The organism is Rhizobium sp. USDA 3886 (assembly GCF_056279785.1).
The window spans coordinates 1,041,687-1,067,376 of sequence record NZ_JBWCDC010000003.1 but is presented as its reverse complement, the minus strand read 5'-3'; the positions used below and the strand labels follow the sequence as shown (position 1 = coordinate 1,067,376).

General features: G+C 58.6%; 22 protein-coding genes. 11 read left to right on the top strand and 11 right to left on the bottom strand.

Features of this window, described 5'->3' with window-relative positions:
* Positions 1-105: 105 nt before the first annotated feature.
* Complete coding sequence (locus ACZ9BX_RS27925) at positions 106-255, bottom strand: hypothetical protein (RefSeq protein ID WP_476221418.1); 150 nt, start codon at positions 253-255, stop codon at positions 106-108.
* Positions 256-408: 153 nt separating this feature from the next.
* Here ACZ9BX_RS27925 and ACZ9BX_RS27920 point away from each other — a divergent pair, with 153 nt between their 5' ends.
* The 8 genes from ACZ9BX_RS27920 (at position 409) to ACZ9BX_RS27885 (ending at position 10,887) form a co-directional block, all read left to right on the top strand.
* On the top strand, positions 409-1,329 hold the full coding sequence (locus ACZ9BX_RS27920) for a YdcF family protein (protein WP_476221417.1): 921 nt from the start codon (positions 409-411) through the stop codon (positions 1,327-1,329).
* A gap of 711 nt (positions 1,330-2,040) precedes the next feature.
* Entirely contained in the window at positions 2,041-3,189 is a 1,149-nt protein-coding gene (gene wecB, locus ACZ9BX_RS27915; RefSeq protein WP_476221416.1) for a non-hydrolyzing UDP-N-acetylglucosamine 2-epimerase, read from the top strand.
* Positions 3,190-3,233: 44 nt separating this feature from the next.
* Positions 3,234-4,394, top strand: coding sequence for a hypothetical protein (locus tag ACZ9BX_RS27910; RefSeq protein WP_476221415.1), 1,161 nt, complete (start codon positions 3,234-3,236; stop codon positions 4,392-4,394).
* The gene (locus tag ACZ9BX_RS27905) at positions 4,391-5,161 is read left to right on the top strand and encodes a WecB/TagA/CpsF family glycosyltransferase (protein WP_476221413.1); all 771 of its coding nucleotides are present in this window, start codon (positions 4,391-4,393) and stop codon (positions 5,159-5,161) included. Before ACZ9BX_RS27910 ends, ACZ9BX_RS27905 begins: the two co-directional genes overlap by 4 nt.
* 12 nt (positions 5,162-5,173) lie before the next feature.
* Positions 5,174-6,313: a glycosyltransferase family 4 protein gene (locus tag ACZ9BX_RS27900; RefSeq protein ID WP_476221412.1), complete on the top strand. Its 1,140-nt coding sequence runs from the start codon at positions 5,174-5,176 to the stop codon at positions 6,311-6,313.
* A complete protein-coding gene (locus ACZ9BX_RS27895; RefSeq protein ID WP_476221411.1) occupies positions 6,306-7,931 on the top strand; it encodes a CpsD/CapB family tyrosine-protein kinase in 1,626 nt (541 codons plus the stop codon). Before ACZ9BX_RS27900 ends, ACZ9BX_RS27895 begins: the two co-directional genes overlap by 8 nt.
* Entirely contained in the window at positions 7,928-9,355 is a 1,428-nt protein-coding gene (locus tag ACZ9BX_RS27890; protein WP_476221410.1) for a polysaccharide biosynthesis/export family protein, read from the top strand. Before ACZ9BX_RS27895 ends, ACZ9BX_RS27890 begins: the two co-directional genes overlap by 4 nt.
* Complete coding sequence (locus ACZ9BX_RS27885; RefSeq protein WP_476221409.1) at positions 9,352-10,887, top strand: oligosaccharide flippase family protein; 1,536 nt, start codon at positions 9,352-9,354, stop codon at positions 10,885-10,887. The genes ACZ9BX_RS27890 and ACZ9BX_RS27885 overlap by 4 nt, the downstream gene beginning before the upstream one ends.
* A gap of 97 nt (positions 10,888-10,984) precedes the next feature.
* On the opposite strand, the gene ACZ9BX_RS27880 is transcribed toward ACZ9BX_RS27885, so the two are convergent.
* Complete coding sequence (locus ACZ9BX_RS27880; protein WP_476221407.1) at positions 10,985-12,118, bottom strand: glycoside hydrolase family 18 protein; 1,134 nt, start codon at positions 12,116-12,118, stop codon at positions 10,985-10,987.
* A gap of 505 nt (positions 12,119-12,623) precedes the next feature.
* Entirely contained in the window at positions 12,624-13,901 is a 1,278-nt protein-coding gene (locus ACZ9BX_RS27875) for a glycosyltransferase family 4 protein (protein ID WP_476221406.1), read from the bottom strand.
* 220 nt (positions 13,902-14,121) lie between these two features.
* Here ACZ9BX_RS27875 and ACZ9BX_RS27870 point away from each other — a divergent pair, with 220 nt between their 5' ends.
* Entirely contained in the window at positions 14,122-14,334 is a 213-nt protein-coding gene (locus ACZ9BX_RS27870) for a hypothetical protein (protein ID WP_476221405.1), read from the top strand.
* Positions 14,335-14,500: 166 nt separating this feature from the next.
* On the opposite strand, the gene ACZ9BX_RS27865 is transcribed toward ACZ9BX_RS27870, so the two are convergent.
* The 3 genes from ACZ9BX_RS27865 to ACZ9BX_RS27855 all read right to left on the bottom strand — a co-directional run bounded on the left by ACZ9BX_RS27865 (position 14,501) and on the right by ACZ9BX_RS27855 (position 15,183).
* Complete coding sequence (locus tag ACZ9BX_RS27865; RefSeq protein ID WP_027511162.1) at positions 14,501-14,695, bottom strand: hypothetical protein; 195 nt, start codon at positions 14,693-14,695, stop codon at positions 14,501-14,503.
* A gap of 61 nt (positions 14,696-14,756) precedes the next feature.
* The gene (gene rpsU / locus ACZ9BX_RS27860; RefSeq protein WP_476221403.1) at positions 14,757-14,993 is read right to left on the bottom strand and encodes a 30S ribosomal protein S21; all 237 of its coding nucleotides are present in this window, start codon (positions 14,991-14,993) and stop codon (positions 14,757-14,759) included.
* Positions 14,994-15,030: 37 nt separating this feature from the next.
* Positions 15,031-15,183 carry a hypothetical protein gene (locus tag ACZ9BX_RS27855; protein WP_165928240.1) on the bottom strand — a complete coding sequence of 51 codons (153 nt, stop codon included), beginning with the start codon at positions 15,181-15,183 and terminating at the stop codon, positions 15,031-15,033.
* A gap of 477 nt (positions 15,184-15,660) precedes the next feature.
* Here ACZ9BX_RS27855 and ACZ9BX_RS27850 point away from each other — a divergent pair, with 477 nt between their 5' ends.
* On the top strand, positions 15,661-15,894 hold the full coding sequence (locus ACZ9BX_RS27850; RefSeq protein ID WP_476221401.1) for a BrnA antitoxin family protein: 234 nt from the start codon (positions 15,661-15,663) through the stop codon (positions 15,892-15,894).
* A gap of 119 nt (positions 15,895-16,013) precedes the next feature.
* Here the strand turns inward: ACZ9BX_RS27850 and ACZ9BX_RS27845 are convergent, their stop codons facing one another.
* The 3 genes from ACZ9BX_RS27845 to ACZ9BX_RS27835 all read right to left on the bottom strand — a co-directional run bounded on the left by ACZ9BX_RS27845 (position 16,014) and on the right by ACZ9BX_RS27835 (position 17,306).
* Entirely contained in the window at positions 16,014-16,259 is a 246-nt protein-coding gene (locus ACZ9BX_RS27845; RefSeq protein ID WP_476221399.1) for a hypothetical protein, read from the bottom strand.
* A 433-nt stretch (positions 16,260-16,692) separates the two neighbouring features.
* Positions 16,693-17,046, bottom strand: coding sequence for an EF-hand domain-containing protein (locus tag ACZ9BX_RS27840; protein WP_476223065.1), 354 nt, complete (start codon positions 17,044-17,046; stop codon positions 16,693-16,695).
* A 17-nt stretch (positions 17,047-17,063) separates the two neighbouring features.
* Positions 17,064-17,306: a glycine zipper 2TM domain-containing protein gene (locus ACZ9BX_RS27835; RefSeq protein WP_132564950.1), complete on the bottom strand. Its 243-nt coding sequence runs from the start codon at positions 17,304-17,306 to the stop codon at positions 17,064-17,066.
* A gap of 728 nt (positions 17,307-18,034) precedes the next feature.
* Between ACZ9BX_RS27835 and ACZ9BX_RS27830 the strand changes: the two genes are divergently transcribed.
* Entirely contained in the window at positions 18,035-20,098 is a 2,064-nt protein-coding gene (locus ACZ9BX_RS27830; protein ID WP_476221397.1) for a putative bifunctional diguanylate cyclase/phosphodiesterase, read from the top strand.
* Positions 20,099-20,175: 77 nt separating this feature from the next.
* Here the strand turns inward: ACZ9BX_RS27830 and glgB are convergent, their stop codons facing one another.
* Positions 20,176-22,383, bottom strand: coding sequence for a 1,4-alpha-glucan branching protein GlgB (gene glgB / locus ACZ9BX_RS27825; RefSeq protein ID WP_476221396.1), 2,208 nt, complete (start codon positions 22,381-22,383; stop codon positions 20,176-20,178).
* Positions 22,380-25,667, bottom strand: coding sequence for a maltose alpha-D-glucosyltransferase (treS, locus tag ACZ9BX_RS27820; RefSeq protein ID WP_476223064.1), 3,288 nt, complete (start codon positions 25,665-25,667; stop codon positions 22,380-22,382). Before treS ends, glgB begins: the two co-directional genes overlap by 4 nt.
* Positions 25,668-25,690: the final 23 nt, after the last annotated feature.

Here is a 25,690-nt window from a genome sequence, read left to right as displayed (position 1 = left end):
AGCAGGCAAGTAGCGGGACAGGTAGCAAATCGATCATCAGCGCGATCAACTCGGGCACGTCGGGCAGAACGACGGCTTCGACGCTTCGACCGGTACGTCTCGTGATCAGCGGCCGGACCCGCGCTTCAGCTCCCGCTCTGCCTTGCCTTCGGCCTCGATGTCGCAGATTTCCTTGAGCTTCAGCGCCAGCACGCGCGCATAGTTCGTACCAAACCCCGGCGAGCTCGCACACCACGATTGCGATCCGCTCCTCAAGCTTTAACGCCCGGCCAGCTCTGCATAGAGTCTCGATAAGCTTCCAGACGAGCCCCTCCCCTCCTCACGTGATTGTGCCGCCGGGGCCAGCAGCGCCAACGGCAAGCGGGCAGGTGAAGGGGCTTCTCGAGGCAACGCCGATCCTCGAGCGCCGTGTACGCCGTCGAACTCGCGCCCCGGCAGCTGACCAAAAAGGACTACGTTGGATGGTTCTTCTTCTTTCCAAATGCAGTGTATGATTTGCTCCACGTATATTCAGAGCGATCTCAGGAGCCGCAAGTGTTCTTCGTTCTTTCGAAGCTTTTGGCAGCATTTCTAGTACTGTCGAATCTGATTGGATTGATGGCATTCGTAGGGATCGTGGCCTTTGCTATGCGTCGGTTCAGAGTAGCGCGCATTCTCCTCATCGTCTCAACCGCACTTTTGCTGATCGTCGGGTGGTTCCCCGTTGGAAGTGCAGGACTTCTCGTACTGGAGGACCGGTTCCCGCGACCCGCCATCCAGGACAATGTGACGGGTATTGTTGTCCTCGGCGGGGAAATTGACACTGATATCTCGACCGAACGCCAGACCATCACCTTGACCGATGCAGGCGAGCGGCTCACCAAGACGGCCGCGCTCAGCCTGCTCTACCCCAATGCGAGAATTCTCCTTTCAGGCGGGACGGCAAATTTACTGTCTGCCGAGGAGAAGTCGGAGGCGGCAGTCGCGCGCGACCTTCTTGTCGAAATCGGTGTTCCGGAAAAACGGATCGAACTTGAAGGGCGCTCACGAAACACCTGCGAGAATGCGGTCGAGAGCAAGGCTGTTGCAAGTCCCAAGCCGGGGGAGTCGTGGCTGCTCGTCACATCTGCCTTTCACATGCCGAGGGCCGTCGCCTGCTTTCGCGCCGCCGATTTTCCGGTCATCCCATACCCCGTAGGCTATCGGGCTCGGCCCTCCGATGTGGGACGCCCGACACGTTCCGTCTCTATGGGTTTGTACCTCGCGGATCTGGCTGCTCATGAATGGATCGGACTGGTGGCTTACCACCTCGCAATGAGAACCGAGCTCTTTCCTTCGCCCGACAGGTAGTTCCATCGGCAAACGCAAGCTTCCTTGCAGCAAGGCGTCAGAATTGCGGTTAAGACCGGGGCGATGAAGCCGCAGGATACGCGCCAAGTGAGGGTGGACACCGCCCTCCAGCAAAAACCGTGACGTTCCCGGTCGAAGCGAAGCTCACCATAGGCCAGGAAGCAGCAAGCGAAGCTTGCGACAAAGACGGGCGTCGCTGCGCCAAACCGTGCACCGCCTCGGCAAGTGGCGCTGATCAGACGTCAGACGCGCAATGCGCATGCCCCTGCGCAGCAGGTATCGGAAATTTATCTGGGCCGTATCATCCACGACTTGAGCTGCCGCATCGCCGGCGAGGAGGAACTGCTATCGGAATCATCGCGATGCCGCTGCCCTTTCCGTGAGCTGGTTGGGATCCGCAGTTGATCGTGAACCGGGTCGTCTGGAGACGCCCAGCGCTCCACATCTGACCGCACGGGCCATGTGATCCCTCCACAGGCTCCGCCATTCGAACAACTCGTGATCGTAAGAACTCTCATATCCAGATCAAATCTTGCACGTTTTCCAAGCAAGTTATTTGTCATGGGACAGACTTATTAGCTAATACCAACGAATTATACCCCTTATGATCTCTTGTTTTATTATAGCCATCGTACATTATTTCTATTGCACTATTTATAGCTGGGCGGTCTTTAGCCAATGAGTTCCTCAGGAACAACGATATTAGCTGTCTTGGGCACCAGGCCAGAAGCAATAAAACTTGCTCCTCTTGTCAAGGCGGCAGCTGCTGATCCGGCATTCGATATTCGGGTCTGCGTAACCGGACAGCACCGCTTCATGTTGGATCAGGTGCTCGATGTATTCGGCATCAAGCCTGACTACGATCTGAACTTGATGAAACCCGCGCAGAGCCTTGCCGAGGTTACGTCACGAATTGTTGTAGAGGTCGCGAATGTAATCCGGGAGGCGCGACCGGAGTGGGTTATCGTCCAAGGCGATACGACAACGGCGTTCGCGTCGAGCTTGGCCGCATTTTACGAAAAGGTCTCAATTGCGCACGTGGAAGCCGGGCTTCGCACATCCGACAAGTATTCTCCTTATCCTGAAGAAGCCAACCGGCGCTTCATCAGCACCATAGCGGACCTCCATTTCGCGCCCACCTCTTGGGCCAGCGGCAACTTGCTGCAGGAAGGCCATCCAGAGAATTCGGTATTCGTGACCGGCAACAGCGTCATCGATGCGTTGGTGTGGGTGATCAATCTTATAAAGTCGAACAGTGTATTGCGAGAACAGCTGGACGATCGATTCTCATTCTTGAAGCCGCACAGACGCCTAGTTTTGGTCACAGGGCATCGCCGCGAAAGCTTTGGCAGCCCTATCCGCAGGACGTGTGAAGCGCTCATCGACTTGGTTGGGGAATTGTCGGATGTCGAGATACTGTATCCAGTTCATCTGAATCCAAACGTGCAGGAGCCTGTCAACGCCATTCTCGGGTGCGCACATCCGGAGTTGCTTGAACGAATACATCTGATAGCGCCCGTCGACTATGTCTCCTTCGTCTATCTGATGGCTAGGGCTCATCTCATCATTACCGACTCGGGCGGCATTCAGGAGGAGGCTCCCTCGCTGGGTGTGCCAGTCCTGATCACCCGGCAGCACACCGAGCGTCCGGAGGGCATCGAAGCAGGGGTTGCCAAGCTGATCGGCACCGACCGGACCCGAATTGTTGAGGAGGCTATCGGCGCACTGAGCACCAGCCGCCTTCCCACGATGACCATTCACAAAAGCCCCTACGGCGATGGCTTGGCCAGCGCTCGAATGCTTGAGAAGCTGCGCGAAAGGGTTGCAGGTACGACGAAGGCGCAGGCGATTATCTGCTGACTTTATGGGCGTCAGACACACCACGGGACGATGGAGAGGCTCCGATGCCAACTATTATAAATTTCGAAACGGGCCTGGAATTCTCACCCGCCGTTCCTGACGCATATGCACGTCTGTTGCCGCTTTGCGCCTCCGGCTTGCGAGCGGCCGCCAATCCTGAGACAGGCCTCTTCGACCTACAGATCAGGGACCGCAAATCCGGTCAGCCCACCCGAGGGACAGAGAATATTACGAGCACGCTCATCTGCCTGATAGGTCTCGACAGAGCCGGCATCGCTCCCAGTCAGATTGGACTACCATCCCAGAAGGCGTTATCTGCGGCCCTCGACCGTATGGGCCGAGAGCGAGCGCTTGGTGCAACCGGCCTTGCCATCTGGGCGAATGCAGTCCTCGACGGCCTTGCCTTGGGAGACCTCCTCGATCGTATCGGCGTGTCATTGAATGACCGGCGGGAATGGGCCGACCGGCTGACCACCATGGAGGTCGCGTGGCTTGCCAGCGGCCTGCTTCATGAACTGGGACGGGTGCGCAACGCCCGCATGTTCGATCTGGCTCGTTCGGCTGTTTCGGTATTGTGGTCACGCTATGACGAGAACGCTCGTTTGGTCAGCCACGCCAGTGCCGCAGCCCCGCTTCGACATCGACTACGTCGACAACTTGCGAACTTCGCCGACCAAATTTACGCCGTCCAGGCCTTGGCCTTTGCCGCGATCGTGCTCTACGACGAGCGAGCCCTTCGGTTGGCGGAACGGATAGCCGGGCGGCTGACCGAGCTACAAGGCAGCCAGGGCCAGTGGTGGTGGCACTACGACGTGTCCTCGGGACGGGTTGCGGAGGGCTATCCCGTCTATTCGGTTCATCAGCATGCAATGGCGCCGATGGCTTTGATGATCCTGCGGGCGGCGGGTGGAGGAGATTACTCGCAAGCAATCGAACGTAGCCAACGCTGGGTCCTCGAAAACGAGCTGGGTGTCAGCCTCATCGACGAGGAGGCGACTGCAATCTGGAGGAATATCGAACGGAGCGAGCCCCCGATCGCATCCTTGGGCAACAAAATGCTCGCGCTGGCCGGACGTCACCGCGGAAGCGAAGCCCCTTCAATGGCACTATGCATCAATCACGAGATACGGCCCTATGAGTGGGGATGGTGCCTCTATGCAGCCAGCCTCGATCAGGCCGGGAACAGGGGGAGGCACATTGTATGAACAGCCTTGACAAAATTCCAGTTGTGGAATTTCTGAATACCCGTTTCCACGCCATACCTGCTGACGATGTTGTAAGTCTCGTCTTGCATTGGCGGGCCGAACCTGTTCGGCAAACGCACATCATAATCACTGCCAATGTTTCTCTTCTTGTGACGATGCGGACCGATTCGACGCTTTCGGCGGCTGTCGGGAAGGCAGATCTCGTCGTGACCGATGGAATGCCCCTGGTGTGGGCCAGTAGGCTGCTCGGCACCCCGGTTCCCGAACGAGTGACCGGAATCGATCTAATGGAAGCGCTATTAGAGAGAGGGTCGACCGAAGGGCTGAGCGTGTATTTGCTCGGGACGACCCAGCAGCGACTGCAACGGTTCATGGAAGTCGTCGCGTCGAGATATCCAGGCATACGAATTGCCGGCGCGCGAAACGGCTTCTTCTCGAAGAACGAGTACGCTGACATCACAACAGAGATCAACAACAGCGGCGCAGATCTGCTGTTGGTGGCAATGCCCGCGCCGTTTAAGGAGATCTGGTGCGAGGAACAGCGCTCCGCCTTGCAGATCCCGGCTGTCTTGGGCGTGGGCGGAGCGTTCGATGTCGCCGCAGGGTTTCTGCCCCGGGCCCCGGTCCTCTTACAGAATGCCGGGCTCGAATGGGCCTGGCGGCTTTGCTTGGAGCCGCGGAAGCTGTGGAAGCGCAATCTTACAACCAATTCCCGTTTCATCGCCATCCTGGCGAGTGACCTCGCTAGGCGGGCAACCCACCATTAGCAGAGGTGTACCATGACGGACGCTCAGAAAGTCCTCTTCAAGAGGGCAGCAAGCAAACAGCCGGATAAGGCGAGTGGGACGATTGCCTTTGTGCAGAACTACTATTCGCCACACCAGCATGCCATCTTTGAGCAAATGGCGCGTTCAGGCACGGACCTGATAGTCTTTTATCTGCAGAGCCCGGAGGACGAGGGGCGAAGATGGGGCGGCGCCTGTCATAAGACCACGTACACAGTCATCAGGTGTCCCAGTTTTACCGTCGGTCCACTTGTTTTCTTCTGGCTTCGACCGGAACCGCAGACCGTCGTCCTATTGGACAACAATCCAACGAACCTGTGCATGCTCTTTTGGGCCTTCGTTCTAAAATTGGAAGGAAAGCGTTTACTGCTTTGGGAAAAACACATTCCAGATCATTTCAAGCCACGCGTCAAACAACTCTATCAGCGAATTTGTTCAAAGATATTGTGTTCAATTTGCGACACAGCGATCGTTTTTTCCGACATGACCAAGGCATACCTGCGCAGTTTGCCGACCAACATCCCCACCAAGCGAATGATCTGTGTTGTGCCCGACGCCAGCGGCCCCTTGGTTCGGCGGAGCGGCCCGATCAGATCGTTCGGCTATATCGGAGCGGGCTCGAATCGAAAGAACGTGACGGCACTCATCGAGGCATTCGCGGCACTGGGAGAAGCCGACGTGTCGCTTCATATGGCCGGAATGGCTCCGATGTCCGTCGGAACGGCAGAACGAATTCGATGGTGGGGCTACGTTGACGGCGAGCTGCGGGAGGAATTCTATCGCTCGATCGACGTGATGGTCCTTCCGTCATTGGCAGACCCGTGGGGACTGGTCGTCAACGAGGCCCTGCAACGCGGATGCCTATGTGCGGTCAGCACAGCGTGCGGCAGCGCAGAATTAGCCCGATCGATCGATCCGCGTCTCGTCTTCGAGCCCCGAGTTCGCGACATAGAAGACTGCCTGAGAACGCTTCTTTCCCTGTCCCAGGCCGAAATAGCATTCCTCCGCGAAAAGGGCGAAGCCAGCATCGCCCCCTATACGATCGACAATGGGGCAAAGATCTTGAGCACGATAGTTTCAGAGGAAATAGCGAACGAAAGAAGTAACAGCCGTCCTCATCTGTATCATGGGTAAGTTTATGCGTTATGAACATCACCAAGCAGCACGTTGGTCGAAGGTCTCGGCGTTGACCTCAGATGATGGTCCGCGCCCGCTCCTCCTTGGTCCTATTCTGTCGTTCTTATCGGCGAACTGGCTTTGGCTCGCACTTTGGGCCGTCATAGGTATGTCACTGACGGGAACCTACGCCATGCGTGCCGAGCCGACGTATCGGGCGCGAGCGGTCATTCTTCTCGACTACCGCTTACCAGTGTCTGACGGGCAAGTCCCCAGCGACTCTGCGGACTCCGCCTATATCGATACACAGATCAAGATTATCGAGTCGAATGACGTGCTGCTGGAGGTCGTCGATGAGCTCGCACTTGATAAAGATCCCGAATTCGTTTCCGCCAAATCCGGCCTCTCCTCCAAGTTGCCTGCTTGGCGGTCGAGCCTTGAACGAATGGTCTTCGCGGCACGGATGCCGACACAGGACGCGCCGTTAAGCGCGGAGGCGAGACCTGATGACGAACTTCGGCAGATCGCCGCCAGACAGCTTTGGTCAGCGATGCGGGCCAGCCGGGCCGCGCGATCGTACGTGGCCGAAATCGAAGTCACAGCAAGCAGCTCTGAGAAGTCAGCGCGTGTCGCGAATGCCATTGCGAGAACCTATGTGGATCATCAGTGGAAATTCAGGATGGAGGCGGCCGAGCGGGAGAGTGCGCCCCTGGCCCGTATCTTGACGCCGGCAAGTCCGCTCGTGGAGCGCACCGGCGTGAAGACGCCGGTCCTGCTGGCGCTCGGCCTCTTTGCCGGATTGGGGTTCGGAATCTGCACCGCCGCCGCCCGTGTCGCGATGAAGCGCACGGTCGGGGGAAGGAGCGATCTTGAGGACGAACTTGCCATCCGATGCTTGGGACTCGTTCCATCGGTGCGCGCGTTGAGGCCCAATCCGTTCTCGCGGCTCTTGCCTCGATGGTTGCGAAGGTCCAACAGGAAGCCCCTATCGTCCTCCGCACTGTCTTATGCGGCGGACTTCCCGACCTCCCTGTTTTGCGAGGCGCTGCGCCTACTCAGGTCCCAGTTGGTGGTTGCAGCCAGCGGCCACCGGGCCATCGTCGTCGGCGTTGTGTCTGCATGTGGATCCGAAGGTCGTTCGACGCTGCTCGCCAATTTCGCTCAGCTTCTCGCTCGCGCGGGCGACAAGGTCCTGCTCATCGATGCCGATTTTCAGACCCGGCAGCTTACCCAGACGCTTGCCCCCCTGACGTACTTGTCGTCGGACGGGTCGGACGCTGACGCCGAGAGCTCCGAAGTCCGGTGCCTTCCCGGCATTGCCCTGAAATTCGCTCCTCTGCTCGGGCCAGCTGTGGACGAGAAGCTCATGAACCGACCGGATTGGGTCGGCCGCATGATCGCAACTCATCGTAAGGATTTCGACTGGATTTGCGTGGACATGCCGGCATTGGCCAGATGCGGAGATGCCCTGGCGATGGTCAGTTTCTTGGATCATCTCGTGATACTGGCGGAGTGGAACAAAACTGACAGGTCTGCTCTCGGCCTAGCATTGAAGATGCTCGAGCCGCAGCGGCTGAAGGTACTCGGAGTCGTGCTGAACAAGGTTGCCCGGCGGAAGATGACGCTGATGGAATGATGGAAAAGAGTGTATTTGTGCGCACGACGTGGCCTGGGCTCTGGTTCAAACGCTGGCAAGCTCAGCATTTTCCAAGAGCTAGCGCGGGCAGGCGGTCCGGCAGAAGCGGTGGAGGGAGTGTGATCATGGCTCGTCTTAACGTGCCAGGCGCGGCGCAAAATGGCGCGCTGGCGCTGGTGCTTCTGTTCTTGGCGGGAGCAACAGCCGGCAAAGCATCGGATGAATATACGCTAGGCTCCCAGGATAAACTCAGGATCAGCGTGACGGAAATCTCTTCGGCGAGCGGCGAGATTCGACCTCGGTTGAATGGCGAATTCACGGTGGATGCGGCAGGCGACGTTGCGATACCGCTGCTTGGCAACATCAAGGCGGCCGGGATGAGCGCTTCCAAATTCGCGACCTCGATCGCATCGCAGTTTCAAGCGAAGGTGCGGCTGGTCAATCCTCCCGTCACGGCCGTCGAAATAGTGCAACATCGTCCATTCTACATCATCGGTGCGGTCGAGAAACCGGGAGAGTACCCCTTCAGGCCAGGCATGAGAGTGATCCATGCGCTCAGTGTGGCAGGTGGCATGGCAAGGGCCCCGGCGTTAGGAGAGAGCCGTTTCGAACGCGATATGGTTCAGGCCAATGGCGAACTGAACGTCTTGAGGGCGCAAAGGAACAGGCTTGAGGCTCGACGCGCCCGGCTGGAAGCGACAGTCGGAGGCAAAGATAAAATCGAATTTCCCGCGAGACTGAGACTGCGCGCAAGCGAGCCGAATGTCCAAGATGTGATTACGCGAGAGCAGCTCGTTTTTGATCAGCGGCGCAAGACACGCGCTCGCGAGTTAGGTAACTATAACGAACAGCTTTCACTGCTCCGCGGGCAGATGAGTACTTTGCAGAACCAGATCGAAACCCAGAACGCGCAGAGCAGCAGCGTAGACCGCGAACTTGTCCAGGTGCGGAAGCTCGAATCCCAGGGCTTGGTTCCTTCGGCACGTGTATATGCGCTTGAGCGGACCGCCTTGGCCGTCGACAGCAAGCGCAAAGAGGTGCAGACCGAAATGCTCAAGGTTAGTGAGCGCGTCGCGAGCACTGAGGCCTCAATAAGGCGACTGCAGGACGCGGACGGCAGTGAGTTACTTGTCGAGCTCAACGGGGTGGACGGCGAACTCGAGAGCGTGACAGGCAAGCTTGGCACCGCCGAGGACTTGATCCAGCAATTGCAGATAGACGGAGCGCCTGCTGCAGGTCACGACGAAGAGATCGAGATTACATATTCGATCCTCAGGGAGCGAGATGGACAGTTGGTCGAGGAGGTAACGGCCGAAACGAGCCCGGTCAGACCGGGAGACGTGATCAAGGTCTCACGCCACACGACAGGCTCGCTTTCGGACCGGACCCTCAGCGGCAACCCGGCGGTAACGGGTTACCAATGAGCCCCAAAAACCGAAACGAGTCCGGCGTCGAAATCCAAAACCTGCAGGCATCAACGGCCACGCAAGAACTTGCAAGCAATAAGATGCGCGCCACCGCTATACGGGGTGCTGCGTGGTCTTTGGTGCAAATCTGCGCTGAGCGGGCCACTCAAGCCAGCGTCTTCTTGATTACGGCGAGACTGCTCGGCCCGACCGACTTGGGCATGGCAGCCATGGCCGTTGCTCCAGCGCTGATTGCGAACCATGCATTGCAGGGGGTCACGCAGACCGTCATACAGCGGGAGGATGCCGGGCCGGGTTATCTGAGCGCGTGTTTTGTCTGCGCGATCGGTAGCAGCCTGCTGATGGCGATGCTCATCGTCGCAGCCGCACCGATCCTATCATCCGCCGTCGGCGATCCCTTGATCGACGATCTGATGCGGGCTTCGGCGCTCGCTCCAGCACTGACCGGGATCGGACTGGTCTCAGAGGGGCTGCTTGCTAGAAAATTTGCCTTTTCGGTGCTGGCGATCCGGCGTCCCTTGGCGATCCTCACGGGAGGTGCGCTGTCGATCGCCCTTGCCTATTTCGGCGGCGGAGCCTGGAGCATCATTGCGCAGACCATTCTCACGGCGGCGACGGGGTCCGTCGTGTGCTTGGCCGCCCTGCCGGCCTTTCCGAGATCCCGCTTTTCCAAGTCGGACTGGCAGAGCGCTTCCTCGAGCGTCGCCAAGCTGATGGGTCGGCTCGTGCTCGATGCGGCAGGCCAACGCCTGCCGGAAGTCACGCTAGGGCTCCTTGCCGGACCGGCTGCTGCGGGCATGTTCCGCTCGGCGAAGGCGCTCCTCGATCTGGTGACGAGCGTGCTGTTCTATCCGATTTCGGCAGGCCTCCTTCCGATATTCGCCCGAATGTCCGGCGACCCCCAAAAGCTCGAGAGCTTTATACTGAATATCTCGCTTGCAAGCCTCGTGCTGTTCTGCGTCCCGGCGTTCGGATTTTCCATTTTCTCAGCCCAGATCGTCGGCATTGCCTTGGGGTCTGCTTGGATCCAGGTGGCCGACATCATGATGATTTTCGCGCTAGCCTTGCCCGTCCTGGCCCTCGTAGCTTCCGTGCCTTCCTTCATGATTGCCACCCAGCAAGCCGGAACGGTGCTCCAGTGTTCTGCGGTCCAGTTGCTGGCGGGCATAGCCTTGGTTGCAATCGGGGCATTGTGGGATGTCGCGCTGGCATCCTTCGGCTTCGTGCTCTCTATATGCCTGGGGGCCGGCATGCTTTGGTCGCGCTCTCTTGCCCGATCCGCTCGCGTCGACGCACAGCTGATCCGCGAGGCGATCGCCCTTGTGGCCATGGTGGAGGTGTCGCTTGCAGTGCTCTTTCTGTTTCGGCGCGCGCTCGTCTCCGACTGGTTCAGCGTGACCTCGTTCGCAACATCGCTTGCACTTTACATCGGGATCGTCGCCGTGTTCTTTCCCGGGCTTGTCGCCAGCACTCTGCAAGCGCTGCCGCCGCGCTGGCGCGGCCTGCCGAAATGGTTGAGAACCTGTTGAGGCGATCGAAGCGCCCCCGAGCGCTTCGCCCGGTCTTCTCAACCGGTCTCACTCCTCGCAAGTGGGGGAACCGCCAGCACCGAGATTGTCCTTCAGCTCAATCGAGAATCGCCTTCCGAGCGGCCTGCAGAAGGCCGCTCGGGTTTGTCGCCGTCGGCATGTATCCCTCACCCAGAGACCAGATGATTGCCCCACCCAGGCCATTCTGCCGGGCGAATTCCCCCTTGGCCGCGATAGAACGCTCGTCCTCGTATGAAACGAACGTACATCCGAACGGGCCGATCTCCTTCGATGGAGACAGATACGGCGCCTGAGCGGTTGTGTCGTACTCGGCGTAGCTAGGGTCGTAATAGTACGTCATGATATTCCTATAGCTCATGTCTTGATCGCCGGCGATCACTTGGGCGGTTCCAGCAGCCTGCCGCGGAGCCGAAACCGGCGCGTTCCAGCAACTCCCGTAGAATGCCACGCCGAGACCAAGCTTCCCGGCGGGGATGCCCACTCCAATATAGGCCTTGATGCTGCTGGCGACCGAAGCAGGAGTGCTGTTGGAGTCACCGTAAAGCGGCGAATTGTGCCACGACAGCCAATCCTCCCAGTTATCAGCCATATCGTACGTCATCACGTTCAGCCGATCGAAGATTGGCTCGATTTGCATCAAGAATCGAGCTTCCTGGTTTTCAACGGAAGAATTCGAATTCTTCCAGCTCAGGTCGATCGTTAATAATTTGTCAGGCATCTGGTCGCGAAGCGCCTTGGCCAGGGCCGCCAGATTTGCCCGGTCCGTTGGCTCTATAGGTTCCCAATCGATGTCGAGACCGTCGTAATTCCACCGCCTCACCAAATCCACGAGATTGGCCACGAAGCGTTGCCTGTTGGCGTCGTTTGAGGCTTGGCGCATTCGGTCGACCAGTCCGCCCCCGCCAACTGCGAGGAGCGCCTTTCGACCCGATGCGTGCGCCCGCATAACGACCTCCTGCGCAATCCGAGGACCAGTCATCGAGTCCATGAAGAAACTCGTATCAAGCGATCCGTCATTTTCCGGAACCACTGAGAACATCACCACGTGAGTGAGGGACGAAAAATCAATGAGTTCTGGTGGATAAAACTCATATTCCCAGCCCGGATAGAAACCAGCCAACCACCGCTCTTGAGCGACGGCGGGATTGCTGAGCGCTTGCAACGCAACAAGCGGAGCAGCGGCGAAGAGACTGGTTAGCCGGCTGAGCATGCAGAAGAACTCCATGTTGAAAGCGGGCAACCAGCTGCAGTGGATGACGTCGACCTCGTGGCGCTGCAGCCCGCATTGCATACGCGGAAAAGTGATTTTGTCGGGACGGACGATGGTCTAGGCAAGCCGCGCGAAAAGAGAAATGCCTGCGATCATCATCGTCACGACCGACATCAGCTTACCCACCGTGCCCGGAAGAACGATTTCGCCGAATCCGGTTATCGCCATGGCCGCGACCTTGAAACAGATGGTACTGATAGTAGTCGATATCGCACCTTCGGTAATGATGCTCCAGCGAACGCCGCACGCCGTCCTGCAGGCTGATCTTTGGCGCAGCGGAAGGATACCCTCGGGACGGCTTGCCCTTCCTCGCACCTTGCACCTGTTCCCGGTTTCATCAAATCGACGCAGACCACATCGAAGCCCTCGGCCAAAAGCCGGCCGCAGAGATGCCGGCCGACAAAGCCGCATCCGTCAGTCACGAGTTCACGGGTCATGATCCCTCCTAAGCAGCGAGAAATGCAGTCTTCCCTGCATAGATCGCGATCATCCGGCGTTCCCATTCTGGGCGGCTGGGCGCAATCTTGTTGGCGAAGGCGCGGGCACCTTCGGCAAGCTTTTGCACAAGCCCGTCGCTTTTGACCTTCAATAGCGCTTCCGCCAGTGAGGCGGCATCGCCGCTTTTGAACACGAGCCCTGCGCCGTTTTCCTCAATTTCCTCAGCAATGAGGGCATTGCTGCTTATGATTACCGGGATTCCGCTCATGATCGCCTCGGCGGCCACCAGCCCATAAGGCTCCGGCATCCGAGACGGCATCACGAATATTCGTGCCTGGTCTGCAAGCTCGGAGACGGTTGCATCATCGAGCCAGCCGGGTACCCAGCAATGGGGAAGCGTCACCTGCATTTCTTCGAGAAGCGGCCCGCGGCCGATCAGGGTTGCCGGCTCGCCGGTCATGCGCAGCGCTTCGCCCAGCGTACGCACGCCCTTTTCCCAGGTCATGCGGCCGAGGAACATGATGCACTCGCGCCGCCAAGGTTCCGTCGGCCGCCACGTAAGAGGCTCGGTGGGTGTGCGCAAGGTCTGGAAGTTCCCGATTGGACCCGGGGTCAGATAGGCCTCCATTTTCTCATGCACGAGGATCACCTCGATGCGCTCCCAGAAGGCGTTGCCCACGCCAATCTGCCCCAGCATACGCCGGAAGCGCCAGAGCTTGTGCAGATAGTTGCGCTTATCGCAGTTGGTTGCCAGGCACTCGAATGACATCGGTTTGACGGGGCAGATTTCGCCGCTCTTGTAGTTGAGCCGGCCGCCATTCGGGCAGTTCAGAAAAAAGTCGTGGGCCGTGATGATCACCCGCGCCCGACTCTCTGCCAGCGCATGGAAGATGGATGGCGAGAGGATCTGATTCCAGCCGTGCACATGGACGACCGTTTCCTCAGACGATTCCCACAGCAGCTTCGACAGCGCCTCATAGGCCCTCTTGTTAAAGTGACGGTCGAAGATATTGGTGATGTCTGGCCCGTCTCGAAGCGGCTTCTCGCCAAGCGCGACAGTGGGGATGTGCAGACCGTACTCCTTCAGGCCGGCCCCGTCATCGCCAACGAAGAAAGTGCAATCGACGACGGCCCGGACACAGGCCTGCAGACACTGGATCGCTACTTTCGTGGCACCACCCCGGACAACGGAAACGTCATTCACAACAATCAGGCGCATGTCTGAAACCGCCACAATGCCGCGCAAGCGGACCGTAAGCAGACCCGCCTTGGCAATGAAGTTCAAGATTCCCCATCTTAATGAGGCGACCGATCGCACCTGATTGCAATTCAGCCTTTTGCATTAGCTCGGGGACACGAATTCGCCAGCGGAACTCCTATTTTAAAACAGCGCGCTGGTTCGACCTCCCTTCGTTTGGCGCTCTTTCTGTCCAGCTAAAACTGGTTGCCGTCCATAAATGTGCGCGTAATGAGTTTATATGCGCAACAACCGACGAGCCGCTACGATGGATACGACTCCCACCGAAGGCTTTGACGCGGCAGTGACCCCGACAGACCATCTCGAACAATCTGCCGACAAGAAGCGCCGAGAGCTTGCCCGTGTTCTGCAGATCCTGTTTTTCGAGGTCGAGCAGTTCCGTGCCACCAGGCTGTCCGGAAAGAAGGCGGCCGGCAAGGCTCTCAGGGTCATCCTTTGCGGCTCCTACAGTGCGCCGTGAAAGCGCAGGAGGTTACATGGTTGAAAGCAACCCTCCCAAACTGGCTGAATCTTGACCGGTGCCTGTAATGTCATCCCCTTACAGAGAGTGGTAGACGGAAGGGTTCGAAAAGCTCTGCCGGTCGTCGCCTTTCAAGCGAGGCGAGGAATTGACCCCTCCGATAGCCTCAATGGACGCTGGGAGTTTTCATCACCGTCGCGAAGTCTTCGGCGACCAGTTCGCTAACGGCGATCAGGATTTCTTCACGCGAGAAGCCTGATTTAAGCGCGCTCTGAATCAGATCCTGCAACTCCGGCTCTATGACGTCACGGCAATCCTCGAGGCGCTCTTCGGAAATCGTTATGCTGTCTAGCTCTTCCATTCGTCCATCCTTTTCGTAGGAATCCGATCGGCCACGCGCGGCGTACCGGCGGCATTCGGGGCTATCGAGCGGGGGCCGTGCGCTTTGGCCCCGCGATCAATCCTTCACGCTGAAGCCGCTTGCGAGCGGCCTTTCGATGGCGGCTGATGGCCTGCGCCTTTTCACGAACGCGGCGTTCGGATGGCTTCTCATAGGCGCGCCGCTCCTTCATTTCCCGAAACAGACCTTCGCGCTGCATTTTCTTCTTCAGAACCCTTAGGGCCTGGTCGACATTATTGTCTCTGACGAGTACCTGCATTCTGTTCTCCTTGTTCTTTTATTGTTGGCGTTGCCGCTCAGCCGAGCTGATTGGCGATCAATTCCTGCAGCTCACGGCGTGTGAGGAGGCAGGGATACGGCTTCCAGCTCTTGTCGGGCCGCACTACGGCCTCACCGCGCTCACGGAGCTTCACCACCACGGGCGCGGCGGCGGTATGTGTATTGTCCAATAGATTTCCTTTGCCGACCCAATGGGTAGGCATCATCAGTTGTTGCGGGGTTGCCCGTCACGGGATACCCGGAGGGCAGGCGGTCGCCAACTCGCGGACGGCTGAAAAAGACGCCAGACGAAACCAAAGCCTTTGGTTGAAATTGGGGAACACTTTGAAAATATGGGTATTCAATAGGGCAATTGCAATTGCAGCACGGCATTGGCGATAGCCGCGAAATTGGAAAGCGCACCTGATCTTTTCGGAGAGCGGCCTTTCAACCCCAATAACAAGGCTCCGTTAATAGGGGTTGTGGACGACAAATGTGGCGCTTGAGGGGCGCTTTCAAGTGGCGAAGGTCAAACCGCTTTGATATGTCACCTGCTTCGAGGCAACCGAGACAGATCACCGGGTGAGAACGAGAGTGCTGGCGACCGGCAACCCGACCAACGAAGACCGGCGGAGGATATATCCCTCGTCCGAACAATGGAGATGAACATGAACCGCCCACCTCGTCGATCCGTCAATCCTCTTGACGCGGCAGAAGCGCTTTTCAAGCCGGCCAAGAAGGTAGCAGCGCCAGCAGTCGAGCGGCCCGCGATCCCGAACACAAAAGAACAGGTTTCGATCAAGATCGATAGTGACGTTCTGGCATATTTCCAGGCAGAGGGTCCGGGTTGGCAGGATCGCATCAACGATACCCTGCGGGACGCAATGAACCAGCCGGATTGATCCGCGCCGCCTAACAATCTGTCGCTGCCATGCATCTTTGCCGGCACGTCCTGGCCAGACGTGAATTGCTCAAAAGCGAATGACCGCACTTTCATGCGGCCCAAGTGAAAGGCAACCGTTCACCTCTTGCCGGTGAGCAAGTCGACGCCGGTCGGCAGCGACGAGACCTCGACTGTGTCTTCCTCCGTATTGAGCACGAACAGGAGTTTCCTGCCGGCAGCTTCGCGGACCGTCACTTCCACATTCGCGGGAAGGTTGGCGACCAGCGGCGCAATACCGGTGTGTGCGAAGAGCTGGTCAGCCAGGCCTTCGACCAGGGATCCCGTAAGATATGTGCCAATGTAGATGGCACTGCCCTTGCCCACTTTGCGGCTGGTAATGGCCGCCCGCCCGCTAGCTCGTCGCGCGCGTGAAGGACCTGCAGCAGCTTGTGGAGACGATCTGCAAAGAGCGTCTCGGCTCACGAACCTATATCTCGCCATATTGGGGTGGTGCCAAGCCGCAGTTCATGCGACGCTGAACGTCCTCGCTGAGCCATAACCGGTGCGCGCGAGGCGATGCTGTTCCCGAACGCCAGCGCCCGCATCGCCTTCGTCGCCGACAGTCCGGGCAACTGGACGGCCCCACTGCCACATGCTTGAGCCTCAGGAGACCAGCATAGTAAGCTATGTGAGGGTCACCTGAGGGAAGCCTGCCGGCAATTCAGCGGGACGAACGAACCTGGCATCGTCACCGAGTAGAGAAGAGACGAGCAGAAGCGCGCCGCCAAGGCGGCTCGGATCGCTGCTGCGTCTTGCACTACTGCAGGCGTCCGTCACCGCCGCGGTCGGCGGTCTTGAAGTCCGCCATCACCCTGTTCAGGAACTCGTTCTGGCTGGCCTTGCCGTCGCCGTTGGCGTCGATGGCGGCGAATTGCTGGGCATTCAGAACTCGGGCAACTTCGTCGGAGTTCAGGCTTCCGTCCTTGTTCTTGTCGAGGCTCACGAAAGCCGTCGTCATGAAGGCCTGATATTCGGATCGGTCGACCGCTCCGTTCCTGTCGCGATCCAGCCGATCCATTTGACCCTGGTTCAGGGCCATCGGCTGATTCTGCGCGGCCGCCGCAATGGCGGTGAAAAAAACGAATCCTGTCAGTAGGACTACTCTTTTCATCATCCCGGCCCTTCGCATCAGTAGCAGGTCAAGGCACTGCCGCCCGCAGCGCCCAGCGTAGCTCCGCCGCCAACAGCCCACAATTGCCCGGTTCCCGAGCCAATGGTCGCGCCGAGCAGACCGCCGACGACCGCGCCGCCGACCGTACCGGCGATGCAGCCGAACTCGCTACTGCGTCCTCCTTGCGATGTTGCAGCAGACTGGCAGCCAGACAACGCAAGGCAGCCTAAGAGAGTAAGACTTATCGTGCACTTGGTCATTTTTTCCTCCAAGTATTTCCGTTCACGTTCAAGATAGACCGGCGGAGGCGCCATTGAGTTGGCGTCGGACGAAAATATGCTTCTGAGTATGTCCCTCAAGCGCGAGATATTCTTCTGCTTGATCAGAAGCAACTCACAGACAAAACATGCAGCCCGCGCTGAAAAAGTTTGGCGCCGCTGGCGAATACTATCACTGCGCATGATTAAAAACAACATTTGGCGCGTCCCCGAGCGCTGATGCCTACGGAAGCGAGATCAGACCGCAGGGTTCAACGCCGGACAGCACCAGCACAAACGGCGGCGCCCTGTTTTTGCGCGCATCCTGCCCCGCACGGAGTGCGGGAGTATCGATCAAGCGTCACTACGCCGCTCTCGAACGGTGTCCGGTGGCCACCATCATTCTCCTGGCGACAATCGACGGCCAATAGCCGGGCTTTCAAGCGTTGTCTTTGGAACCGTGGCGGTGTGCGGATGATGGCCACGCCTAATGCTTCTGTCAGTTGTTGCGTAACGAGGCCTGACTTGGAAACGGACGAACTGATCGGCACCCGGCGAGACGGCACTAACGGTCCGGGCGCTCCCGCGCCCACCGTATCGCCGTCGGCCATTCCCGCGCGCAGAGGCGACCGCCGATGTGATCTGGTTGAGGAACCTGGAAGGAAAGCATTGTGATCGCCTCGAGCGCACTCTACAGTTGCGTGTATCGTCGCCTAGTGCAAAGGTGGAATATGCTCAGTTCCTTCCGTATTCTGGAGAACATGCAGCAGGGCGTCATGCTGCTGGATGCAGACTTGCGCGTTGTGATATTCAACGATCAGATGGGGAAACTCTTGCGGGCCCCCAAAGGCGCTATCGAATTCGGTGTCAGTGCGACAAGGATGGCTGCGCAGATTCCGATCCTTGGTCAGTCGCAGCAATCCGACAACAATCAGGAGAGCTGGCTGACGCACGTCCTCACGCGTTCGACCTTGTTGCGTCAGGAGATCTCAGTCAGTGGCCGGATCGTTTCACTGACCTCCACGCCAGTGGATGACGGGGGATGGTTGATCGGCTGTGATGACATATCCGCGCTCGCCAGCATAAAAAAGGATCTGGCCGATCAGAACCGGCGCTTCGATGCGGCGCTGGCAAACATGCCGCACGGACTGTGCATGTTCGATGCCGAGAAAAAACTTTTACTTTGCAACGCAGCCTATTGCCGCTTGTACGAGCTGCCCGAATCGTTGACGCGGCCTGGGACGCCTCTTTGGCAAATCCTCGACTATCGGCAAACGGCCGGAAACGCGCCTGCTCAGCGGGAGGCATATTTCGATGTCGTCGTCGAAGCCGCGCTAAAGGGTTCCGCCGCCAGCGAAAATGTAGTTCTGATGGATGGCAGGGTGATAAAAATCACGCATAATCCAATGGACAACGGCGGCTACGTCGCGACCCATGAAGACGTTACCGAACCCGTGCGTGCAGAAGAGCAGATAAAACATATGGCTGGTCACGATCCGTTGACTGGTTTGCCCAATCGTACGCTTTTGCGTGACAAGCTTGAAAAGGAACTATCCTTTCGTAGCGGTGGAAAACGCAGCGCGCTGCTATGCCTCGATCTCGACCACTTCAAAGAGGCGAACGATACGTTGGGTCATGCCGTCGGCGACCTTCTGCTGAAGGCAGTGACGGACAGACTGAAGAATTGCCTGGCTGAGGGCGACAGCATCGCACGGCTGGGCGGTGACGAATTCGTCGTCTTCCACGAGGACGCTCGAACGAATGAAACGGCCTCAGCCCTGGCGCAAAGACTTGTCGACGCTATCGGCGAAATGTTCGACATAGAGGGGCAGCCTGTTCACATCGGCGTCAGCATCGGTATTGCGATCGCTCCTGACGACGGCGACACAGCCGATAGTGTTTTGAGGAATGCCGATACCGCTCTCTACAAGGCAAAATCGAACGGCAGAAGCACGTATTGCTTCTTTGAGCCTGCTATGGACGCCGGCATTCAGCAGCGGCGCAAACTCGAAATCGATCTTCGGCAGGCTATCGCACGCAACCAGTTCGAAATCTATTATCAGCCGCAGGTCAACGCAGGAACCGAAGAGATCGTCGGTTTCGAGGCACTCTTGCGTTGGCACCATCCTGAGCGGGGCTTGGTTTCACCCGTCGAGTTCATCCCGCTCGCAGAGGAAACCGGCTTAATCGTGCCGCTCGGCGAATGGGTGTTGCGCCGGGCCTGCAAGGATGCCGCAAACTGGCCGGGGGATGTGAGGGTTGCGGTAAACCTTTCCCCACTCCAGTTCCGAAGCCCGTCGCTTACCCATACGGTTGTTTCTGCCCTTGCCGATTCCGGCCTGTCAGCCTTTCGGCTTGAACTCGAAATCACGGAATCCGTCCTCCTCACCGACAGTGAGACGGCCTTGGCGACCCTGCACCACATAAGGGGACTTGGCGTACGGATCGCGATGGATGACTTCGGCACCGGATATTCTTCCTTGAGTTATCTGAGGCTTTTCCCGTTTGATAAGATCAAGATCGATCAATCGTTCATCCGTGAGCTTGGGGAGTCCAAGGATTGCGCCGCCATCGTGAAGGCGGTGGTCGATCTAGGATCAAGTCTCGGCATTACGACCACGGCAGAAGGTGTCGAAACGACCGACCAGCTCGATCGAGTGAGGGAGCATGGTTGTACTGAAATTCAGGGATATTTCTTCGGAAAACCTCTGCCACTCAGCCACGTTGAGAAGCTCTTGCTTGAACGCTCACCACCCAGTCCCGCTGACCACCGCGATGAACCCGTTCGGCCGTAAGATCCCTGCAAGGCATGCCCCCTGAGCCCGGCCGCCCATATGTCCGCCGCCACGTCAGAGCGCCAGACGGAAGAAATCTACTCCTTCTGCCGCAGGAAGACCGTCGCGAGCGGCGGCAGTAGGAGAGGGATAGAATACCCCTTGCCATTTCTTGGCTGGCGTTCTGCCCAGACCTCGGTCTGGCCGAGATTGGATCCCCCATAGATTGCCGCATCCGTATTGAGTACCACCTCCCAGCGTCCCTCCCTCGGCACGCCGACACGATAGCCGTCCCGCGGAACAGGCGTGAGATTGGCCATAATCAGCATCAGCGACGAGCGGTCGCGCGAACTGCGAAGCATGCCATAGACGGAGTTTTCCGCATCGTCGGCGGCCGCCCATTCGAAGCCAGCGGCATGAAGGTCACCGAACTGCAGCGCCGGCTCTCGCGTATAAAGCCTGTTGAGGTCGCCGATCAACCGCTGAATACCTGCATGAGCGGGGTTGTCGAGCAGGTCCCAATGAACGGAACCATCGTGGCTCCATTCGCTCTCCTGGGCAAGCTCGCAACCCATGAAAAGCAGTTTCTTGCCTGGATGACCCCACATGAACCCGTAATAGGCGCGCAGATTGGCAAGCCGCTGCCACTGATCGCCGCGCATCTTTGCGAGCAGCGAACCCTTGCCGTGCACCACCTCGTCATGGGAAAGCGGCAGCATGAAGCGTTCGGAATAAGCATAGATCATGCCAAACGTCATCGCCGCATGATGGTATTTGCGGTAGACTGAATCCGCCTGCATATAATGCAGCGTGTCGTGCATCCAGCCCATGTTCCACTTGAAATCAAAGCCAAGGCCGCCGTCTTCGGGCCGCTTTGTAACCCCCGGCCAGGCGGTCGACTCTTCGGCGGCCGTAAAGGCATGCGGGCACCGATGATGGATGATGCTGTTCAGATGTTTGAAGAATTCCACCGCCTCGAGGTTCTCCCGCCCGCCGTATTTGTTGGGTATCCATTCGCCCTCGTTGCGGCTGTAGTCGCGGTAAAGCATCGAGGCGACCGCATCGACGCGCAGACCGTCGACGTGATAGTGCTCCAGCCATTCGAGTGCACTGGCGATCAGGAACCCTTTCACCTCGTTGCGCCCGAGATTGTAGATCAGAGTGTTCCAGTCCTTGTGGAATCCCTCCCGTGGGTCCTCATGCTCATAGAGCGCGGTGCCGTCGAAGCGGGCAAGCCCCCAGACATCGGCTGGAAAATGCGCCGGCACCCAATCGAGGATGACGCCAATGCCCGCGGCATGGCAGCGGTCGACAAAATAGGCGAAGTCATCCGGCATGCCGTAGCGACCGGTCGGAGCAAAAAGGCCAAGTGGCTGATAGCCCCAGGAGCCTCCGAACGGATGCTCCATGATCGGCAACAGTTCGATGTGCGTAAAGCCGAGATCTCGGGCATAGGGGACCAGCCTCTGGCTGAGCTCGACCCAGTCGAGCGGCCGGTTTGCCTCCTCCGTGATCTTAAGCCAGGATCCGAGATGCACCTCGTAGACTGAAATTGCACCTTCGAGTGCGCGGTCGGCGCGGCGGGCACGCATCCAGTCTTCATCGCTCCAGCGGAAGGGTTTCGAGGACGCGACGACCGAAGCCGTGGAGGGCGCAGCCTCGCTGGCACGGGCAACCGGGTCGGCTTTTTGCGGCAACAGATTGCCGTTGGCGTCAAGTAGCTCGAACTTGTAGCGTTCCCCCTGCGTCAGGCGCGGGATGAAGATCTCCCATACGCCGGCTGACGGACGCAGTCGCATCGGATGTCGGCGACCATCCCAACTGTTGAAGTCGCCAACCACCGAAACCCGCCGTGCACTAGGTGCCCAAAGGCAAAAACGCACGCCCTGGATGCCATCGATTTCCATCGGAATGGCGCCGAGCGTACGGCCGAGATCATAATGGGTGCCCTGAGAGATCAGATGCAGGTCGAGCTCGCCGAGCAATAACCCGAAGAAATAAGGATCCTCCGTCTCCTGCACGGCATCCGGCCAGTTGATGCGAAAGAGGTAACTCGTCGTGTCGCCGATCGCCCCGGCAAAAAGACCACCCTCATGAATCGTCTCAAGTCGCGTCAGCATGTGGCCGGTGTCAGCCTCGACGAGGTCGACCGATGCCGCTCCGGGTAACAACGCCCTTACGACCGCAAAATCGCCGTACTGGTGACGTCCAAGGATCGAGAATGGATCACCGTGACGGCCTTCGACGAGAGCCTGAAGGCCCTCTTCGACAGTACCGGTCATCAAGTCTGTGCGCTCGTATCTCATGCGACCTTCTCCAGCAGTCTCGACGCGATGGCAGAAAGACCGCCAAGCGGCAACGCCAGCCAGTTGGGTCGGTTCCGCGCTTCGTAGGCGACCTCGTAAGCCGCCTTCTCCAGCAGGAACAGATCGAGGATGCGACCGCGCGAATTGCTCGGAATGTCGAGTTCGCGCGCGTTGTCGATCACTCCGAAATAGGCATGAAGAAACGCCGGCTCGGCCAGGTCGATGAAGCGCCTGACGAGTGCGGTATGCCTTTGGTCTTCCACCTCGCTTACCTGTTCGCGGTCGAGATCGGCGGATGCTGCCAAGTAACTAAGCGACCTGAGGAGGCCTGCGACATCTCGCAGGGGATTGGCCTTGGCGCGGCGCTTGGCGAGATCGCGGGCGGGTTCGCCCTCAAAGTCAATGATGTAGGCATCCCCTTCCGCAACCAGGATTTGGCCGAGATGAAAATCGCCGTGATTTCGGATCATCAGCGTGCCGACTGCAGCCTTGGCGAGATCGTCAACAGTATTCAAGAGAGGTTCGCGCAGTTGGGTGAGCGAGACGATCTGTTTCGCAAGCGCGGGCGCAAGACTGTCGCCACTCGCCTCAAGCATGACGAGGCTGTCGCGAATTTGCTCTCTTACGGCGTTTGCCCAGCTAGCGGCGTCCTCGTCTGTGATGCCGGCAGGCTTGAAGGCTTCGTCTTCGGTCGGCTGCGCCAACGCCACATGCAGTTCGCCGAGCCGCTTGCCAACGGTCGCAGCGAACTCGACCAACGGCTGGAAATGTTCGTCGGCCGCCTTGCCATCGATGCCGGTCACCACGACCTCGTCGATCGAGCGGCGCAGATTGGCCAGCATCCAGTTCCAGGCATCGCCCTGATTGCGGATGGCTTTTTGCACGATAATCAGTGTGTAGCGGCTGCCGTCAGGCGCGATGTGCGCGACTTCACCAAGCAGCTGCGCGGTATTTGCATATCCCACGCTCGTCAGATGGCGGGTCATCTCCACTTCCGGATGGACCCCCGGCAAGATATGGCGGATGAGTTTTACCATCGCCATATCGCCGACGATCAGCGAGCTGTTGGATTGCTCTGCGGAGAGCCAACGCACCTGCATGTCATCATTGACGCTCGTGCAGTCGAGCTGCGCAGTTCCCAGAAACTCGAGCTTACCAGCGCGACCGGCTATGACGGCACGTTCACAGAGTCCGCGTATGATGCCGCGCGCAAGTCCCTCCATCGCAAAACCGTCAGTCAGAAAGCCTACGCGACGTCCCTGACGGAGACGGGCAAGAGCAAGCTGCTGGACAAGGGCGCTGGGCTGGCTGTCATCCCACGACACGGCAAGCGGCAGCAGGTAGGTCTCGTTGCGCGCGTCTAGCTCGGCTTCCAGTTCTCCAAACAGGATGTTGCCGGCGAAGGGAAACGGCATGGCGGAGATCAGGGACGCATGCCTTAACCTCTCGCCCTTAGCGGCGAACCAGCGCCGCTTACCGAGATAGGCCGGCAACACCTCGTTCGAGAGTGTACCTGAAAGCCGGGGCTCATCGAGCAGTTCCTGCAGGTCGCGACGCACGACCATGGTCACCATGTCCTGCATCTGCTCTGGAGGCTCGGCGCGCCAGGCGGGGCCATCAGTGTCCTGGCAGAGCTGGAACCAGAAGAAACCGTAAGGGGGCAGCGTGAGCAGATAGGTGAGCTGACCGATCGGCGGGAAAGGTGACATGCCCGTGAGCTCAATCGGGACGTAACCGGCAAAATTGGCAAGATCCAGCTCGACGGCCTGCGGCAGGCGCGACAGGTTGGCGACGCAAAGGATCGTCTCGCCTTGGTACTCCCTAAGATAGGCAAGGATCTTCCTGTTGCCCGGCTTTAGGAATCGTAAGGAACCCCGCCCAAATGCGGAGTGCTTGTTGCGCAACGCAAGCATGTGTCGCGTCCAGTTGAGCAACGAATGGGCGTCAGCCCCCTGCGCTTCGACATTGACAGCTTCGTAGCCATAAAGCGGATCCATGATGAGAGGCAGAACGAGGCGGGCAGGGTTTGCCTTCGAGAAACCGCCGTTACGGTCCGGAGACCACTGCATCGGCGTTCGCACGCCATCGCGATCTCCGAGATAGATATTGTCGCCCATGCCGATCTCGTCGCCATAGTAGATCACAGGGGTACCAGGCATCGAAAGCAGAAGCGCGTTCATCAGCTCGACGCGGCGGCGGTCGCGCTCCATCAGCGGCGCAAGACGTCGCCTAATTCCGAGGTTGATGCGCGCGCGGCGATCAGCGGCATAGATATTCCAAAGATAGTCTCGTTCGTCGTCGGTGACCATCTCGAGCGTCAGCTCGTCATGGTTTCTCAGGAAGATCGCCCATTGGCAACTCTCCGGAATTTCCGGCGTTTGCCGCATGATATCGGTAATGGGAAAACGATCCTCCTTGGCGATTGCCATATACATGCGTGGCATCAGGGGAAAGTGGAATGCCATGTGACATTCATCGCCATCGCCGAAATAATCACGAGTATCCTCCGGCCACTGATTGGCCTCGGCAAGCAGCATCCTGCCCGGGTGAGTGGACTCGAGGGCTGCGCGGATCTTCTTCAGGATCGCATGTGTCTCGGGCAGGTTCTCGTTGATTGTTCCTTCCCGCTCGACCAGATAAGGGATCGCGTCCAGGCGGAAACCGTCAATCCCGGTCTCCAGCCATAAGCGCATCACGTTCAGAAGCTCCTCCAGCACGAGCGGGTTATCGAAATTGAGGTCGGGCTGGTGGGAATAGAACCGGTGCCAGTAATAGGCGCCGGCGACGGGATCCCAGGTCCAGTTGGATTTTTCAGTGTCAAGAAAGATAATTCGTGTTTCCGGGAACTTCTGATCCGTGTCCGACCAGACATAGAAGTCGCGCTCCGGCGAGCCGGGAGGCGCATGGCGCGCCCGCTGGAACCACAGGTGCTGATCGGAGGTGTGATTGATGACGAGCTCGATCACGACCCGCAGCCCACGTTGATGTGCGGCTTCGACGAAGGCCTCGAACTCCTCCATGGTGCCGTAGTCCGGGCTGACATTGGTGTAGTCGGCGATGTCGTATCCGTCGTCAAGGCGCGGGGAAGGGAAGAACGGTAGGAGCCAGATGACATTGGCGCCGAGCGAAGCGATGTGATCGAGCTTCTCATGCAGTCCCTTAAAGTCGCCGATGCCGTCACCATCAGCGTCAAAGAACGACTTGATGTGAAGCTGGTAAATGACTGCGTCCTTATACCAGAGGGGATCGGAATCTTGCGTGCTTGTATGCGTCTCGGTCTGCATCTGGCTCCGGCTTGTTGCGACGT